Annotated in this window: 8 protein-coding genes; 5 read left to right on the top strand and 3 right to left on the bottom strand. The window is 60.9% G+C overall.

Going from position 1 to position 17,093, the window contains the following annotated elements:
* Positions 1-6,184, bottom strand: a 6,184-nt coding sequence (locus AC1DVH_RS16700; protein ID WP_477754739.1) for a peroxidase family protein, incomplete at its 3' end; no start/stop codon positions are given.
* Between the two features lie 673 nt (positions 6,185-6,857).
* Between AC1DVH_RS16700 and AC1DVH_RS16695 the strand changes: the two genes are divergently transcribed.
* The 5 genes from AC1DVH_RS16695 (at position 6,858) to AC1DVH_RS16675 (ending at position 13,692) form a co-directional block, all read left to right on the top strand.
* Positions 6,858-8,594 (top strand): type I secretion system permease/ATPase, encoded by a 1,737-nt coding sequence (locus tag AC1DVH_RS16695; RefSeq protein ID WP_477754738.1) that lies wholly within the window; start codon positions 6,858-6,860, stop codon positions 8,592-8,594.
* 6 nt (positions 8,595-8,600) lie between these two features.
* Complete coding sequence (locus tag AC1DVH_RS16690; protein WP_477754737.1) at positions 8,601-9,941, top strand: HlyD family type I secretion periplasmic adaptor subunit; 1,341 nt, start codon at positions 8,601-8,603, stop codon at positions 9,939-9,941.
* Between the two features lies 1 nt (position 9,942).
* Positions 9,943-11,271, top strand: a complete 1,329-nt coding sequence (locus tag AC1DVH_RS16685; RefSeq protein WP_477754736.1) for a TolC family outer membrane protein — start codon at positions 9,943-9,945, stop codon at positions 11,269-11,271.
* Between the two features lie 246 nt (positions 11,272-11,517).
* Positions 11,518-12,648 (top strand): nitrilase-related carbon-nitrogen hydrolase, encoded by a 1,131-nt coding sequence (locus AC1DVH_RS16680; RefSeq protein WP_477754735.1) that lies wholly within the window; start codon positions 11,518-11,520, stop codon positions 12,646-12,648.
* Positions 12,649-12,651: 3 nt separating this feature from the next.
* Positions 12,652-13,692 carry an AraC family transcriptional regulator gene (locus AC1DVH_RS16675; RefSeq protein WP_477754734.1) on the top strand — a complete coding sequence of 347 codons (1,041 nt, stop codon included), beginning with the start codon at positions 12,652-12,654 and terminating at the stop codon, positions 13,690-13,692.
* A gap of 344 nt (positions 13,693-14,036) precedes the next feature.
* On the opposite strand, the gene AC1DVH_RS16670 is transcribed toward AC1DVH_RS16675, so the two are convergent.
* Both AC1DVH_RS16670 and AC1DVH_RS16665 read right to left on the bottom strand, forming a co-directional pair.
* Positions 14,037-14,867 carry a DUF2242 domain-containing protein gene (locus AC1DVH_RS16670; RefSeq protein ID WP_477754733.1) on the bottom strand — a complete coding sequence of 277 codons (831 nt, stop codon included), beginning with the start codon at positions 14,865-14,867 and terminating at the stop codon, positions 14,037-14,039.
* A 203-nt stretch (positions 14,868-15,070) separates the two neighbouring features.
* On the bottom strand, positions 15,071-16,942 hold the full coding sequence (locus AC1DVH_RS16665) for a SurA N-terminal domain-containing protein (protein WP_477754732.1): 1,872 nt from the start codon (positions 16,940-16,942) through the stop codon (positions 15,071-15,073).
* Positions 16,943-17,093 lie beyond the last annotated feature (151 nt).

Raw genomic sequence — 17,093 nt, 5'->3', positions numbered from 1 at the left:
GCGCAGGCGTCGGGCCGCTGGCCGCAAACGCCAGCGGATTGAGGAATGCCTGAATCAGGCCGATATCGCTCGAGACGAAGTTGGGGTCCAGCCGGTCGATGGTCTCGGTCAGCATCGAGTGGCCGAGGCGGTAGACCGCGTGCGCGAACTCGGCGACGATCGCCGGGTCGATCTCGGTTTGATAATTTTGGTGTTCGCCAAGGAAGGGATCGATGTTCGGCTGAATGGTACGCGCGAACTCTTCGAACACCAGGTGCTGGTACTGCATCTCGGTACCGAATTTCGCCGCCTGGAACAGGCGCTCTCCGTTCCAGTGCAAGGCAGCGATCTCAGCCGCGGTTGTTGGCAACACCAACAATTGGGCATCGGGCATCAGCCACTGGTTCAGGAAGTTGACATCGTTGGAGGCGAYGGCCACATCCTTGGTGTGCTGGACCAGACGGTTGTGCTCCGAGTGGAAGATGGAGTGGACGGTGGTCAGGCCAATGTTCTCGTTGACCCGGCCGTCGCCGGCGATGTAGTGCGCGTCGAGCAGTTCATTGTCATAGAAGCCCGGCGCAGGCGTACCGCCAACGACATTGTCCGCATCGGCCGTCAGTGGCGCACCGGTCTGGCTGTCCACCGGAACGGCGTTATGGGCGACATCGATGAGGAACTGGTGGCCGGTGCGCACGGCATTGACCAGGCTGATCGGCGCAGCAGGATTACCCTCGACGAGAACATCATCGGCGGTATCAGCAATACCATCCGGGCCCCTCATCATGACCATCGGGAAGCCGTTCGGGCCCTTGATGAAATTGCCGTAGGCGTCGGTGGCGAGCAGCGGCACGTTGTCGAAGTCGGCATCAGTGAGGTTGATCCCGAGCAGGTCATGAGCTTGCGCCTTGACCACTTTCCAGGTAGCCATCCCACCGATTTCGACGTCGTCGGCAGTGCCGAACAGGCCATCGGCGCCCAAGTCACGATTGGTGATCAGCTTGCCGGTCGCCACCGGCTCGCCGGCGGCATTGAACTCGTAGGCGCGCAGGAACACCTGGTGCGAGGGATGCGAGGTATAGGTCTGGTTCTGGTCGACGAACGGCGTGGTGGTGTTTGCAGCCTCGTGAATGTCGTCGGCGGTGCCCAGGATGCCATCGGGCCCAGGCAGGTTGGTGGCGCGCGTCAACACCATGAAGTTGGTCGGGCTRCCCGGMACGAASAGCGGRTCGTCYGGCTGCARMGGGATGAACACCGTGCCGCTGCCGCCCTTGGTCACCAGGTCGAGGCCGTGGTCGAAGAACTGACCGAAGAAGGTCATCCAGGTATTGAACGGTGCGGACAGGCCCGCGTCCGGCGCCTCGTTAGGCATGAAAAAGGTCTGGAACGTCGTGCCGTCGGTACGGGTTCCAGTAACGACCTGCGCACCGTCCTTCAAGACATCGTCAACCGTGCCGAGGATGCCATCCGGACCGGGATCGAACGTGGCCGCGATCGCTGCCGGGTTGTTGGCGGTGTTGTCGGCGACCAGATTGCTGATGGTGCGAGGCTGCGAGTCGGTCACCAGGCCGCTGGTCTGGGCGTAAGAGGTGCCCGCCTCCGCCGTATCGAACTGTGCCGGAACCAGTCGCGGGAAGACCGTGTCGGCTGCACCGAACTCGTTCTGACCCGCCACCAGGTGGTTGAACGACCCGTCGACCGTGCGCAGGCCCAAAGGCATCCGTGCATTCGGCAGCATGCTGAGGAGATCCTCACCGGCCGCATTCCTTTCCGAGATCAGAATCTGATCGAGAATGAACTGCAGATCGGCCCGGATATAGTGCACACCGGTGCTGGCGACCGGAGTCTCGACCGGCAGCGGGGCTGCCGGTGGCGGAGCAACGCCGGCTACGACCGCTGCGGTTGGAGCAGAGAACGCCGTCTCAAGCACGCCATTTTCATCCTTATAGACGGCCCTGACGCGCAATTCCAGCCCGGCGAGATCCGGGGTCACCCTGAAGGTCGGCCCGGTTATGTGCGCCAATGCTGCGCCCCCGTCCGCAATACGGGTGATGTCCTGAAAGACGCCCGTACCCGGGACTGCTTCGAACTGCCAGTAGAAGGCGATCGGTCCGGTGATGGCACCGCCGGCGTTGTCGGCATCGGTCACGCCGGCAGCCGACACCCTCAGCAACTGACCCGTGGTCGGCGTAGCGTCCGGGGTGTTGCTGGCAGCATCGAGTATGGTCAGCAAGCCCAGCGGGTCGTTGTTGAGCCCGACCCCGCCAGGCAGGGTGAGCGACTGATCGTTGAACTGCAGCCGCTCGATATTGGTCAGGCGGTCGGTGCCGTCGCGACCGACGACGCTGTCGACCACGGTGGTCACGCCGCCCACAGTGGTGACGGTATAGTCGAGCTGGTTGCCAGTGAACAAGGCCGTGTCGAAGGCGGGGGCCTCCGTCAGGATCTCGCGGACGATGACCAACTGACCGGGGTTGAAGGTACCATCGAGCATGAACGGGATCATGGGCTCCATGCTGTCGAAGGTGGCGATCTCCGGCCCGGTTCCGTCAAGGTTCTGGCGCACGCTGATGCGCACATTCAGCCACATGTCGCCGTCGATCAGGTCGTCACCGCCGCGGCCTTCGATGATGTCGCTGCCACCACCGCCGAGGAGGATGTTGCCCGCGCCGAACTGATCGTCTGCCGTGCCCACGATACCGTCCGGGCCGGCTGCAGCCGCGCCAAGAAACGCCCGCAGACCGGCGACGAGGTCAATATTGGTGAGCACGCTGCCTTGGACACCGGCAGCGGCGATCGCGAGCGCGTCGGCATCATCGCCGGTCAACATGTCGCTGAACGCCGACCCCGACAGACCTTCCACCTGGGCGAACTTGGTATGCACGCCTGCAACTGAAGGCGACAGGGCCGATTGTTCGAAGACGATGCGGCTCATGTCCACAGTCACGCCGTAATGATCATCCTTGTAGGTGGCCCAGTCGAAACCGGACATGCCCAACATCTTGTCCGGGCCCTCACTGCCGATGAAGATGTCATCGCCGCCTTCACCGATCATTTCATCGAAGCCGCCGTCACCGCTGAAGACGTCGTTGCCGTCGGTCAACTTTGCCAGCAAAGCCGGTGGCAGGTTACCGGTGAAATTGTCGCCGGGGGCGCCGTCCTGGGTCCCGACCTGGATCCAGTCGTCGCCATCGCCGCCCATCATTTGTGCGTTCAGCCGGCTGCCGAGCATGAAGTCATTGCCAGCGCCGGCGAAGACCTCCGTAAAGTCCTCGCCGGTGACGATGAAATCGTTGCCGTCACCGCCGAGGATGATATTGGTGCCGTTGCCGCCGTGGATGACGTCGTTGCCGGCCTCTCCGTGGATGACGTCGTCGCCGCCCATGTCGGTGATGATGTCATCGCCATCGCCACCCTCGATCTCGTCGTTGCCATAGCCGCCTTCGAGGCGATCATTGCCGGCGTCGCCCCAGAGCGTGTCGTCGCCGTCGCCAGAGACGAGAATGTCATTGCCGGCCGTGCCACCGAGCACCACATGGTCTTCGCCGRTGTACTGCAGGTAGTTGGTATCGGGACCGACCGTGTTGGGGTTGTCGCGGATGACCAGCGGCGTGATCACGACCCCGTTGATCATGATGCCGCCAGTGGGATCGGTGTTGCCAGGCAGGTCGTCGGCGGTGCCCACAATGCCGTCCAGACCGGCAATCACGCTCGAGTTGAACTGCCTGGTCGGGTCGACCTCAAGGGTAAAGGTCGGGGTCGAGAAGATGAGCGCCGGGAGATGGGTCGCGTCGGTGTTGAGCATCACCATCTTGGCGAACGAGTTGTTCTCGAGCTCGCTCAGGAAGTTGAGTCCCTGGGTGCGGTGCAGGTAGTAGAGCCGGTCGCCGTTCTGCAGCTTCTCGAGCTGGTCCTCGAAGACGAAGTTGAAGGTCGAGCCGAGCATGCCGCCGAATGGCATTTTTTCCTCGGCCAGGCCGCCGATCCAGAAGTCGATGGCATCAACGCCGGTAATGGTTGCCCCATTTGCCAGGTTGGCATAGACGCCGGTGCTGTTGAGGAAGTCCAGGCGATCCGCCGGCTCACCAACGCCGCCCAACACCAGGAGCGTGGCCGCTGCGCGTTTCGCGTCGAGCGTGGTGGCGCTGGTAATGGAGGCGTGCGTGCCGTAGGCGGCGATGAAGTTGATCAGCGATTCCGGGTGCTTCAGGTGTTGCACCAAATCGACCCAGCTGGTGTAGGGCTTCAGCTGGTTGTCGCCGGTGCCGGCGTAGAATTCACGGCGCGCCGCGTTCAAGGACGGGATGCCGGTATCGCGGCCGCGCGCGATGTTGAGGGCGGGCAGGTCGAGCGGCAGGCCCAGCAAGTTGTTGCGCACCGCTTCGGTGACGAACTCATCGATCTCGTTGCCGACCTGGCGCGTCAAGCCGCGGACGATGGCGCCGGCCGCCTGCGCAGGCGTCGGGCCGCTGGCCGCAAACGCCAGCGGGTTGAGGAAGGCCTGAATCAGGCCGATCTCGCTGGAGACGAAGTTGGGGTCCAGCCGGTCAATGGTCTCGGTTAGCATCGAGTGGCCGAAGCGAAAGACCGTGTGCGCGAACTCGGCGACGATCGACGGGTCGATCGTGTCATCGAAGTCAATGAAGGCATCGACCTGCGGTTGAATGGTGCGCGCGAACTCTTCGAACACCAGGTGTTGATACTGCATCTCGGTGCCGAATTTCGCCGCCTGGAACAGGCGCTCACCGTTCCAGTTCAAGGTCGACAGATCAGCAGGAACAGACGTGACGGGCGTCAGCAGCCACTGGTTCAGGAACGTCAGGTCGCCGGCGGCCGTTGAGGCGAGGACCGTGTCCTTGGTCTGCTGGACCAGCCGGTTGTGCTCGGAGTGGAAGATGGAGTGGACGGTGGTCAGGCCGATGTTCTCGTTGACCCGGCCGTCGCCGGCGATGTAGTGCGCGTCGAGCAGCTCGTTGTCGTAGAAGCCTGCGGCCACCGGGCCGCCGGCAACGAGGTCGGCATCGGCCGTCAGTGGCGTACCGGTCTGGCTGTCCACCGGGCTGGCATTGTGCGCAATGTCGATGAGGAACTGGTGACCGGTGCGGATCGCCAGCGATGCGTCGATCGGCGCCAGCGGATTGCCCTCGACCAAGCCGGTCGCGGTCACTATCTGCGCAAAGCCGTTCGCCCCCCGAATGAAGTTGCCGTATGGGTCGGTCGCCAACAGCGGCAGGTCGAGGACGTCGAGATCGTCGAGCTCAATGCCAAGAATGTCGCGCGCCTGCGCCTTCACCACTTTCCAGGTGGCCATCCCGCCGATTTCAACGTCGTCGGCAGTGCCGAACAGGCCATCGGCGCCCAGGTCACGATTGGTGATCAGCTCGCCGGTCGCCACCGGCTTGCCGGCGGCATCGAATTCATAGGCGCGCAGGAACACCTGGTGCGAGGGATGCGAGCTGTAGGTCTGGTTCTGGTCGACGAACGGCGTGGTAGTGTTTGAAGCGTCGTGGATGTCGTCGGCAGTGCCAAGGATGCCATCGGGCCCGGGCAGGTTGGTGGCCCGCGTCAACACCATGAAGTTGGTCGGGCTTCCCGGGACGAACAGCGGATCGTCCGGCTGCAGCGGGATGAACACCGTGCCGCTGCCGCCCTTGGTCACCAAGTCGAGGCCGTGGTCGAAGAACTGACCGAAGAAGGTCATCCACGAGTTGAACGGCGCGGACAGGCCCGCGTCCGGCGCCTCGTTAGGCATGAAAAAGGTCTGGAAAGTCGTGCCGTCGGTACGGGTTCCAGTAACGACCTGCGCACCGTCCTTCAAGACATCGTCAACCGTGCCGAGGATGCCATCCAGACCGGGATCGAACGTGGCCGCGACCGCCGCCGGGTTGTTGGCGGTATCGTCGACGATCAGGTTGCTGATGGTGCGTGGCTGCGAGTCGATCACCAGGCCGCTGGTCTGGGTGTAAGAGGTGCCCGCCTCAGCCGGGAGGAAGACTGGAGTGGTCAAGCGCGGGAAAAAGTTGTCGGCTGCGCCGAACTCGCTCTGACCCAGTCTCAGGTTGTTAAAGGTCCCGTCGACCGTACGCAGACCGAAAGCAAATTCCGGGCTCGGTATCAGGCTGGCGAGCGACTGGCCGGCCGAGTTTGCTTCCGCGATGAAAATCTGCTGGAGAACGAACTCAAGATCGGATTGATTAAAGTTGGCCATTTTGGATTGCCCTCGATCTGTCTGGGTAAAGGCACGGGACGAGAAAATCCTCCCGCGCCAAGTCAAGTGCTGGCTTGCGCAGTGCGTTGGTTATGTTTTTTAGCGAGAGCTCTGGCGTTACCCGAGACCCGGGATACCCGTCTGGAATTCGCGAAATGAATTGCTCGCCGGGCGATCAGGCAGAGCGGATTCGAGCCCTGGGCGGGCCATGGAATCTGGAAGTGAAGGCGAACGTCCTGGACAACCCCTTCCCTCTGCAAAAGAACGGAATGATCGACATGATTCGGCTCCTCTCAGGAGAATCACCGCGCCTTGCGTTGCCAAAGCAATGGCAAGCTTCAGGCGGGCGGGCCACCCGATAACTAAGACTAAAGTTCCATAGCAAATTTTTGTCAATATTACGTCGTTAAAACAGACGACTGGTGCTGAGCCTCACAACTAGCTGTTTTTAAAAGACATATAGAAAGTTGAGTGCAGGTATAGAGCAAAATGTTATTTCGAACTGTTTCGCCGCCACCTACGCTGCTGCATAAGGGAGCAACGCAGCGATTTCGGAAGACTCGCCACCCATAGAGCGACCAGCCTGCGTGCCCATAAGCTGTTTACGGGACTACATTTACTGTTACCTGTTGCGCCACCAGGGCAACCGGCTATTCGAAGTGGGAGGACAAAAATGCCCAAGCAGTCGAGCATCCGTTCCGAACTGGCCGACGCGCTCTTTCGCATGCGCCGCAGTTTTTATTCGCTGGCAGCGTTCAGCGGCGTCATAAACGTCATGATGTTGACGCCAGCCGTTTATATGCTGCAGGTCTATGATCGAGCCCTGGTCAGTCGCAACGTCACGACGCTGGCGATGTTGACTGTGCTGGTGGTAGGTCTGTTCTTGCTGATGTCTACGCTGGAAATGGTCCGCACCCGCGTGCTGATCCGGGTCGGCAACTGCCTCGACATGGACCTCAACCAGCGCATTTTCACCGCTGCATTCGAGCGCAACCTGAGCCGCGCCGGAGGTAATCCGGCCCAGGCCCTGCAAGATCTCGCTCAGGTTCGTCAGTTCGTCACCGGCAATTCCCTGTTCGCTTTCTTCGATGCACCGTGGACGCCGATCTACCTGCTGGTCGCCTATCTGATCCACCCATTGCTCGGACTGCTCACGCTGATCGGCTCGCTGATTCTGATGGGCCTGGCTTATCTCACTGAAAAGGCGACGCAGAAGCCGCTGTCCGAAGCCAATCAGGCCGCCCTCTCCTCCGCCCTGTACGCCAACAACAACCTGCGCAATGCCGAGGTCATCGAGGCCATGGGCATGCTGCCGTCGATCAGCAAGCGCTGGTTCCAAAGCCATTTACGCATTCTGGAAATGCAGACCCTGGCCTCCGACCGCGCCGCCTTGATCAGCAGCACCGGGCGCTTCGTGCGCATCACTTTGCAGTCGCTGATCCTCGGCGCCGGCGCACTGCTGGCGATCGAAGGCAAGATCACCCCGGGGATGATGATTGCCTGCTCGATCCTCACCGGTCGCGCATTGGGTCCGGTGGAACAGGTCATCGCGTCGTGGAAGCAACTGCTCGGCTGCCGTTCGGCCTGGGGCCGGCTCAACGAGATGCTGCATGACTATCCGCGCCGGCCACCGAGCATGTCGCTGCAGCGGCCGCAGGGGATGGTTGCGGTGGAGAATGTGTATGCCGGCGCCCCCGGTACCAACAACACGATTCTGCGTGGGGTGGGCTTCAGCCTTGTCCCTGGCGAAAGCCTTGGCATTATCGGCCCATCCGCCTCGGGCAAATCCACTCTCGCCCGCCTGCTGGTTGGCGTCTGGCCGGCGCAGGCTGGCAAAGTGCGCCTGGACGGCGCGGACATATTCACCTGGAACAAGGGCGAACTTGGCCCCTGGCTCGGCTACCTGCCACAGGACGTTGAGCTGTTCGAGGGCAACATCGCCGACAATATTGCGCGTTTTGGCGAAGTAGACAGCGAAGCGGTCATCCGCGCCGCCAAGATCACTGGCGTGCACGAGATGATCCTGCGTTTTCCGCAGGGTTATGACACCCGTCTGGGCACCGATGGCAGCCCGCTTTCCGGTGGCCAGAAGCAGCGCATCGCCTTGGCCCGCGCGCTGTATGGCGAGCCCAATCTGATCGTGCTGGATGAGCCGAACGCCAACCTCGACGACGTCGGCGAAAAGGCCCTGGTCGATGCGTTGGCCGAACTCAAGGGCCGCGGCGCCACCGTCATTCTGATTTCCCACCGTCCCAACGTACTCTGCGCCGTCGATAAGGTGCTGATGCTGCGCGACGGCGGCGTGCAGATGCTTGGTACGCGCGATGAAGTATTCGCAGCGCTGCGCAAGGCCAGTGTGATGCCGGCAGGCGCGTCGACCCCTCTGGCCTCCGTCAAAGCACGGGAGTGACCGATCATGCAAATGAGCCAACACACCGAGATGATCAAAGCCGATACCCGGAGCATGGTAGATCTGGACGTCGGTAAACCCGCGCGATGGGGCGTGTGGCTGGTGCTCGCCGGCTTCGGCGGCTTCCTCCTGTGGTCCTGGCTGGCGCCGCTGGATGCCGGCGTGGTCGCGACAGGCACGGTCAAGGTCACCAACAATCGCAAAGCCGTGCAGCATCTGAGTGGCGGTACCGTGGAGGCCATTCTCGTTCGCGAAGGCGATTTAGTGACAAAAGGCCAGGAGGTGGTCCGCCTCGACTCGTTGCGTGCCGTTGCCGAAGAGGGTGCGGTCAGCGCCCAGTACATCGTCAGCAAGACGGTGGAGAACCGCCTGGAAGCGGAACGTGACGGTCGCGATGTGGTGAACTTCGATCCCGAGATGCTCACGCGCTTCAAGGGTGATCACCGCCTGGAGGCCGCCATGGACCTGCAACAGCGCCTGCTGGACACCCGGCGCGCCGGACTCGCTGGCGAAATCAGCATCCTGCAGGAAAACCTGGCAGCCTCGGCAGTGCAGCTCAAGGGCCTGCAGCAGGTCTATAGCGCCCGCGCCTCGCAGATCAGCTTCCTCAACCAGGAACTGCAAGGCACCCGCGTGTTGACGGCCGAAGGCTATGTGCCGCGCAACCGCCTGCTTGAGCTGGAACGCAGCAATGCCGACCTCTCCGCCGGCCAGGCCGAGAACCTCAACAACATCGCCCGCATACGTAGCCAGACCACCGAAATCAAGCTGCGCATCCTGCAGCGCCAGCACGATTACCTGAAGGAAGTCGAATCGCAGCTGACTGAAACCGCCAAGGAAAACACCACCCTGGCCGACCGCTTGCGCTCGCTCGACTATGAAGTGACCCACACGGTGATTCGTTCGCCGATCGATGGCATGGTCCAGGGCCTGAGCATTGCCACCGTCGGCGGGATCATTCAGCCCGGCTTCAAGATCATGGAAATCGTTCCGCTCAACGAACCGTTGCAGGTCGACGCGATGATTCCCGTGCAGGCTATCGACAAGATGGTCCCCGGCCTGCCCGTGGACATTTCCTTCCCGGCTTTCAACCATGCCAGGACGCCAAACATCCCCGGCCGCGTGAAGACCATTTCCGCCGACCGGCTGATGGACGAGGAAAGCAAGCAACCGTTCTATCTGGCTCAGGTGGAGGTCACGCCCGATGGCATGGGCCTGCTTGGCAGCAACCACATTCGCCCCGGCATGCCCGCCAGCGTCACCATCAAGACTGGCGAGCGCAACATGATCAGCTATCTTCTAAAACCAATGCTTGATCGTGTGGACAGCTCATTCAAGGAACAATGAGATGGAATGTCGTTGCCTGCTCTTCTGCCTGCTGGGGCTGTCCCTGCCGGCTGGTGCCATGGACCTCAAACAAGCCTGGGATCTGTTGCAGTTCCAGGGCCCTATCTACCAAGCCTCCGTGCATGAAAAAGAGGCTGGCGAGGAAAACCGCGCCATCGGCAAGGCCGGTCTGCTACCGCAGATCAATGCCTCGGGTTACCACAACAAGGTCAATGGCTCCCAAAGCCAGAGCGGCATCGACAGAGATCTCCATTACGACTCAAAGGGCGCTAACGTGCGCCTGCGCCAACCGCTGTTCAACAAACAGAAGATGGCCGAATACCGCCAGGGTCAGCAGCGTGCCGACTACAGCAACGCGGTGTTCGATGCCAAGACCCAGGACGCCGCGGTGCGCTTGTCCGAAAGCTATTTCGATGTGCTCCTGGCCAGCGAAACCATCGTCTTGGCCAAGTCCAAGCTGACCGCCTTCGAAGAGCAACTCGCTTCGGCGAAGCGGCGCATGGAGCTGGGGGCCGGCACCGTCACCGACATCGACGAGTCGACCGCTCGCCGCGACCTCGCCGAAGCCGAGCTGATCGAAGCGCAGGACAACCTGATCAACGCGCGCCGCAAGCTCGAGGAATATATCGGTGAAACCCCCGAGTCAGTGACCACCTTGCGCCCGAGCTTCGATACACCACCGCTGCTACCGAGCAGCCTGCAGGACTGGTTGGTCAAAGCCCAGACCGACAGCCCGCTGATTCATGCGCGCCGTTATAGCAGCGACCTCGCAGCAGAAGAAGTGAAGCGTGCCAGCGCCGGCCATTGGCCAACACTGGATTTCATTGCCGGCTACACCGCGGGTGAGAGCCAGTCACTCTCCGAGTTGAATCAACGCAACCACTACGGCTCGATCGGGCTGGAAGTCAATATCCCACTGTACAGCGGTGGCGGCGTCAGCGCGTTGACACGCCAGGCCAGTGCCAATAGCGATAAGGCCGTGGACGAACTCGACGCCGCGCGACAGGAAGTCATCACCGAAACCACCCGTGAGTATCAAGGCATTCTGAGCGGCGCCAAACGTATTCGCGCGCTGGAGAAGGCAGTGGAGTCCAACGAACGCTCACTGGCATCGTCACGCAAGGGCTTCAAAGAGGGCGGCACCAGCACCAACTCGGACGTCCTCAATGCCGAAGAGCTGCTCTTCGTTGCGCGCCACGATCTGTTCGAAGCCAAGGTGCGCTATTTGATGTCGCGCCTGCGCCTGGCCTCATCGGTGGGCAGCTTGGGTGACGACGATATCAACCAGATCAACGACTACCTCGGCCCGGAACTGCTGGTCACCAAATAACGCTAACCTGCCGGCCGGTCGAGCCAAATGATGGCTGACCGGCGTTCCCCTCCTCGATCCCCACCCCTTCAAATCAGCTCTCATTTAACCCGGTCCTTCGTTGTGGCATCTCGGCGCAGGACGGCAGCCGTTAGCGAAAAAAACGTCAACGCTGAAATTTGCCCACTAAGCCCTTGATTCCCTTTATGCTCGATTCAGTTCCTATTGAAAAGCCACGCCCGGCTCCAGGCTGTAAACTGTTTCCCCATGCGCAAACTTTTGTACCTGACATTTTCCATGGCGTTGCTCGCCGCCCTCACGACCTACGCGATGTGGGCCGCGGACCGGCCGGTGGGTCATTACCTTTCGGACCTGCGGATCAACCTGGCTGTCGACCGGGGCACGCCTGCGGACCGTGGCAATCTGTTGGGCGTCCAGCCCGAACTGTTTCCTACCGACTATCAAAGCCCCGAGCGCTTGCACCGCAAGCTCGCGGCCTATCTGCAAGCAGCCCGGGACCAGGGTTTGTTGAACGGCAAGACCGTCGTGGTGTTGCCGGAACACGTCGGTACATGGCTGATGGTCAGTGGCGAGAAGGATGAGTTGTATCAGGCCAGCACCCTCAAGGAGGCCATGAACTGGCTGGCGGTGAGCAATCCCCTGAAGTTCGCCAAGGCGTTGATCAGCGCCGAGGGTGGCAACCGCCTGGACGATGCCCACCTGCGCATGAAAGCCAAGGCGATGGCCAGAGACTACCAGGCATTGTTCGGAGGGCTGGCCAGGGAATTCCACGTGACGCTGGTGGCGGGCTCCATCGTGCTGCCCGAACCGAGCATCATCGACGGCACCTTGAAAATCGGCCGCGGCGCGCTGTACAACAGTAGCGTGGTGTTCAACAGCGAAGGCCTGCCGATCGGCCAGCCCCAGCGCCAGATGCACCCGTTCTTCGCAGAACAGAACGGGATCAAGGCGAACGGCGAGCACTCGCTCAGCGTCGTTGATACCCCTGCAGGTAGGCTGGGCGTATTGATCGGCCACGACAGCTGGTACCCGGAAAACTACCTCAAGCTCAACGACCAAAGCGTACAGCTGGTTGCAGTACCAGCCTTTGTGGCCGGCCGTGGCACTTGGGATCAACCGTGGCGCGGCTACAGGGGTTCGCCGGAGCCGGCATCGGTCAACTTGAAGCCTGGAGAAGTCAGTGAAGGCCAGGCCTGGCAGCGCCTGACCCTCACGACCCAGATACCGGCCAGTCAGGCTGTCGCTGGCATGAGTGTGTTCCTGCGGGGTCAGTTCTGGGATCAGGGCAGCGCCGGGCACAGTTTTCTCAGCAGTAACGGCCAGCACTTTGCCGACGGCAACGCCCAGGGTGCGCGTTTGCTGAACCTCTGGTTGTAAGCCATGAAACCGCAGCCGATGCGCCTCGGCGATCTGTCGGTGGGCTTTGTTCATAGCCTGGCCGATGCCGTGCGCAGTCATGGCGTCGATCCGCAGCCACTGCTCGATCAATACGGCCTCGATGCAGCACGCCTGAGCGAAGCCGGTGCCCGACTGTCGATACCGCGCTACATGCGCCTGGGCCACAGCGCCATTCAACTGACCGACAACCCGGCCCTTGGCTTGCGCATGGGTCAGCTCAGTCGCCTGAGCCAGATCGGTCTCGCAGGGGTTACCGCCGCCCAGGCGCCGACCGTACGTGAAGCCGCGCGCTGCCTGATCCGGTTCGAAGCCTTGTATGGTTCGAATTATCGGGGTCAATCAAGCTTTCACGAAGACGCCCAGGGCGCCTGGCTGCGTTTCTATTCGATCAGCCCCTATAACGCCTACAACCGCTTCGTGGTGGATTCGATCATCGCCGGCTGGTTGCAGCAACTGTCGAGTGTCAGCCCTGCCCCGCTGCGTGCCGAACGCATCGAGATCGAATTCGAAGAGCCCGGTTACCGCGCGGCCTATGACGTTTTAGGTGACTGTCCGATTCAGTTTGGCGGCGAGCGCAATCAACTGCGCTTGAGCCTGGTAAGTCTCGCCCAGCGCAACCCCGAGCATTGCCCGAGCACCTGGAGACATTTGCTGCAACTGTGTGAGCGGGAACTGGAACAACTGACACGCACCCGCAGTCTGCGTGAGCGCATCATCGCGCTGCTGGGACCGTTGCTCAGTGGTGGCCGGGAGCCTGACCTCCAAGAGGTGGCGGCACGCCTGAAGTTGCCCACCTGGACCTTGCGCCGCAAGCTCGCCGATGAAGGCACACAATTTCGTGCGATTCTCAACGACACCCGTCGCGACCTGGCCATGACCTACATACGCGACACCGAACTGGCGTTCGGAGAGATCGCCTACCTGCTGGGTTTTGCCTCAGCCGAAGCGTTTCAACGCGCATTCAAACGCTGGAACGGGCAGACACCCGGCGAATTTCGCCGCAGCCATCGCCAATCCGCCTGATGCCTACAACTCGGTAGCGTCTTCCGCCGGCTCCAGTGGGTCGAGTTCGAAAGCCTGGTACTCGAGCAGTTCTTCTTGATAATCGTCCATTTTTGAATCCCCCAACCCGTATTGAAAAACGTCTGAATAAATGACCCATTCCATGAGCATAAAGTGCCCGCGTGAAAGAAAAATGACGCGGATACGACACTCTGTCGCCACTGAATAAAACGTAGCAGTTGGTCAGGAATTTATCATTGGTTTTTTTCGCGGGAGACCGCAGAACAGCGGACTTGCTTGATGCGGGTCAATCTTTTGGCTGGTCACAGGATCGGGTCATTTGATCCGACCCTGTGGGGTCACCCTCACTGGCCGGAGACAGGCATCGCCGGAATGGGTTCGCTCGGCGGCGGCAAGTCACTCGGGTTCGACGGTGGCGTGACGATTTCCGGGGACGGTGCCGGCACTACACTCCCGGTCGGCGTGATCGGCGCCACTTCAGGAGGTGGGGCAACCGGCTCGGAGGCCGCAGGCGCCGCTTCAACGGGTACAGGTGCAGGGGCAGCTGCAGCAGGCTGTGTAGCGGGTACCGCTGCCGGTGCAGCCTTGGCTTCAGGCATGCCCAGGTCTGTTTTCGGCTTTTCGGTGATGTGCGCAGCCTTTTTCGCTTCCGGCGGCAGGAACAGCTCGACCAGTGCGAAGAAACGCTCGTAGAACTTGGCGGACGATACGGTTTCGCTGGCGACCTTGACCATCGAATCATCAGAGGAGCCGATCGGCATCGACACCGAGCCCARCACRCCCACRCCGAGRCTGGCSGAGTTGTTGGTTTTCTTCAGTGCGTAACGATCCTGCAGGGCGTTGGCGAATACGGTCGCGTGGTGCCCTTCGCTGCCGTCATCGGTACAGACCACACTGAAGCTGATCTCCATGTGGTTCTCGCCGGTCTGCTGGAAGCTCTTGTGACCGCTGACCAGCTTCGAATCGTTGCTGGTGATAATGTAACCCTGGCTGAGCAAGGCACGACGGGCGGCTTCACAGCTCTGCGCATCGGTTACCGGATAGTTGCGGGAAAAGGTTCCGGAATCGTCGAAGTTCTCATGCTCGTAGATGGCGGCCTTGTTCGATGAACAACCGGCCGCAGCGGCAAGCATGGCTGCCAGCCCGACAACCCGCATGGGAAGTGATTTAAACATTGAACATCCTGAGGAAAACGGTTCGGGGCATATTGTGCAACAGATCGATGCTTAGCGGAGCATCGATCGTGTCTTAAAACGGTTACAGGCTGATTGACCCCGGTTTTGCGGAAAAGTCACCGCAGCAAATGACGTACGGCCAAATAAAAAGACCCCGGCCTTTCGGCCGGGGTCTCCTGTGCAGCGCTAAACCTGGTCAGCCATCAGTAACGCTTGATGTCCGCCTGGCTTTCCAGCTGCTTGCGATAAGCCGCAAAGTCTTGCTGGCCGATGCGGGAAGCGAGGTAGCGACGATACTGTGCTTTCTCGTCCTCGGTCGGCGCCGCTGCTTCGTTCACGCCATTGAGGCGCACGATCATCAGACTGCCATCAGCCAGCGTCACGCTGGTGAAGGTCGGCTTGTCCTTGGCCGCAGGCTTGGCCATGCGGAACAGCGCTTGCAGCACCGCTGGGTCAACACCTTCCTGAGCGCRGGTCGCCGCTTCGGTGACTTTCCAGACCTGGCCACCTATCGCCTGATCCAGCGGGGTCTTGCCATCGCGCAGGCTGGCAATCAAGGCTTCAGCCCTGGTCTTGGCATCGGCGCTGGCGTGCTCCTTGGCCAATTGCACACGGATCGCGGCAGAAACGCTTTCCAGCGGCAATTGCGAAGGCTTCAGGTGCTCCTTGGCACGCAACACGACCACGGTTTCCGGATCGAGCTCGATGGCGGTGCTGTTCGCCCCCTCATCCAGCACTTCCGGGCTGAACGCAGCAGTGATTACGGCACGGTTGGCCGCAATACCCTCACCGCCTTCACGACCGAATGGCTTGGACGTCTGGACGGTCAGTTTCAGGTCCTGCGCTGGCTGAGCCAGATCGGACGATTCGAACGAGGCGTCTTCCAATTGCTTGCTCGCCTCAACGAAACGCTGCTCGACCTGCTGGGTTTTCAGACCACGGGTCAGCTTGTCTTTCAGACTGGCGAACGTTGGCACTTCTGGAGCTTCAACGCCCAACAGCTTGATCAGGTGGAAACCGAAGTCGGTACGAACCGGCCCCGAGACCTGGTCCTGGCCCAACGAATACAGGGCTTTTTCGAACGCTGGGTCGTAGACGCCAGGACCGGCATAACCCAGGTCACCACCGTTGTTCGCCGAACCTGGATCCTGGGAGAACTCCTTGGCCAGCGCCTCGAATTTCTCACCCTTGGCCAGACGGGCCTGAATTTCTTCGATCTTCGCCTTGGCTTGCGCCTCGGTGGTCTTGTCGTTCACTTCAATCAGAATGTGCGCAGCCCGACGTTGCTCGGACAGGTTCGCGATTTCTTTCTGATAGGCCGCTTGCAGGTCTTCGTCGTTGACGCTGACCTGGTCGAAGAAGGAAGCCTTCTTCAGCTCGAGGTAATCGATGACCACCTGATCCGGCGTCATGAACTCCTTGGCGTGTTCGTCGTAATAAGCCTTGACCTCATCGTCGGTCAGCTTCACAGCCGCCAGGTCGGCCTTGATGTTCAGGGAGGCGAAATCGCGGGTCTGTTTTTCCAGACGGGCAAACGCCAGCACCTGTGCATCGGTCACGAAACCGCTACCTGCCAGGCCGGCACGCAGCTGACCAATCAGCATTTCCTGGGCCAGCATCTGGCGGAATTGCATGCGGCTATAGCCGAGTTGGCGAATCACCTGGTCGAAACGCTCGGTGCTGAACTTGCCATCAACCTGAAACTCTGGTGTTTGCAGGATGACCTGATCAAGCGCCGCTTCGGAGAAAGCGAATTTTGAGTTTTCTGCGCCTTGCAGCAGCAGTTTGCGATCGATCAGGCCCTTGAGCGCCGATTCGCGCAACATTTTTTCATCCAGCAAGGATGCATCGAAATCCTTGCCCAGCTGTTGCATGAGCTGACGGCGTTGCATATCGACCGCCTGGCTCAGCTCGTTCTGGCTGATTTCATCGCCATTGACCTTGGCCGCATCATTACTGTGCGACGTGGCCTTGAAAATGGCGTCGAAACCGGTCAAAGCCATCAGAACAACGATGACCCCGATAATAGTCTTGGCAATCCAGCCTTGTGAATTGTCCCTGATATTCTGCAGCATGCGTCCCCCAGAAACGGTTGAACTTCAAAATTAGGCAACCGTGGAGCGTGGGTAGAGTCCGGATAGAAGAAAGGCGCATCCGAGGATGCGCCTTCTCGTAACTGGCGGAGCGGATCGAGGGCTCGAACTGGCGACCCTCGGTGTCTTGAAC

This window comes from Pseudomonas sp. P4_C3, from assembly GCF_056402075.1.
Note: the sequence above shows the minus strand (reverse complement) of the source record. Positions and strands in the feature narration are given on the sequence as shown.

Excerpts from the sequence above, each read along its gene's own strand:
- AC1DVH_RS16680 (WP_477754735.1), top strand. The coding sequence starts at position 11,518 with ATGCGCAAACTTTTGTACCTGACATTTTCCATGGCGTTGCTCGCCGCC.
- AC1DVH_RS16685 (WP_477754736.1), top strand. The coding sequence starts at position 9,943 with ATGGAATGTCGTTGCCTGCTCTTCTGCCTGCTGGGGCTGTCCCTGCCG.
- AC1DVH_RS16690 (WP_477754737.1), top strand. The coding sequence starts at position 8,601 with ATGCAAATGAGCCAACACACCGAGATGATCAAAGCCGATACCCGGAGC.
- AC1DVH_RS16695 (WP_477754738.1), top strand. The coding sequence starts at position 6,858 with ATGCCCAAGCAGTCGAGCATCCGTTCCGAACTGGCCGACGCGCTCTTT.
- AC1DVH_RS16675 (WP_477754734.1), top strand. The coding sequence starts at position 12,652 with ATGAAACCGCAGCCGATGCGCCTCGGCGATCTGTCGGTGGGCTTTGTT.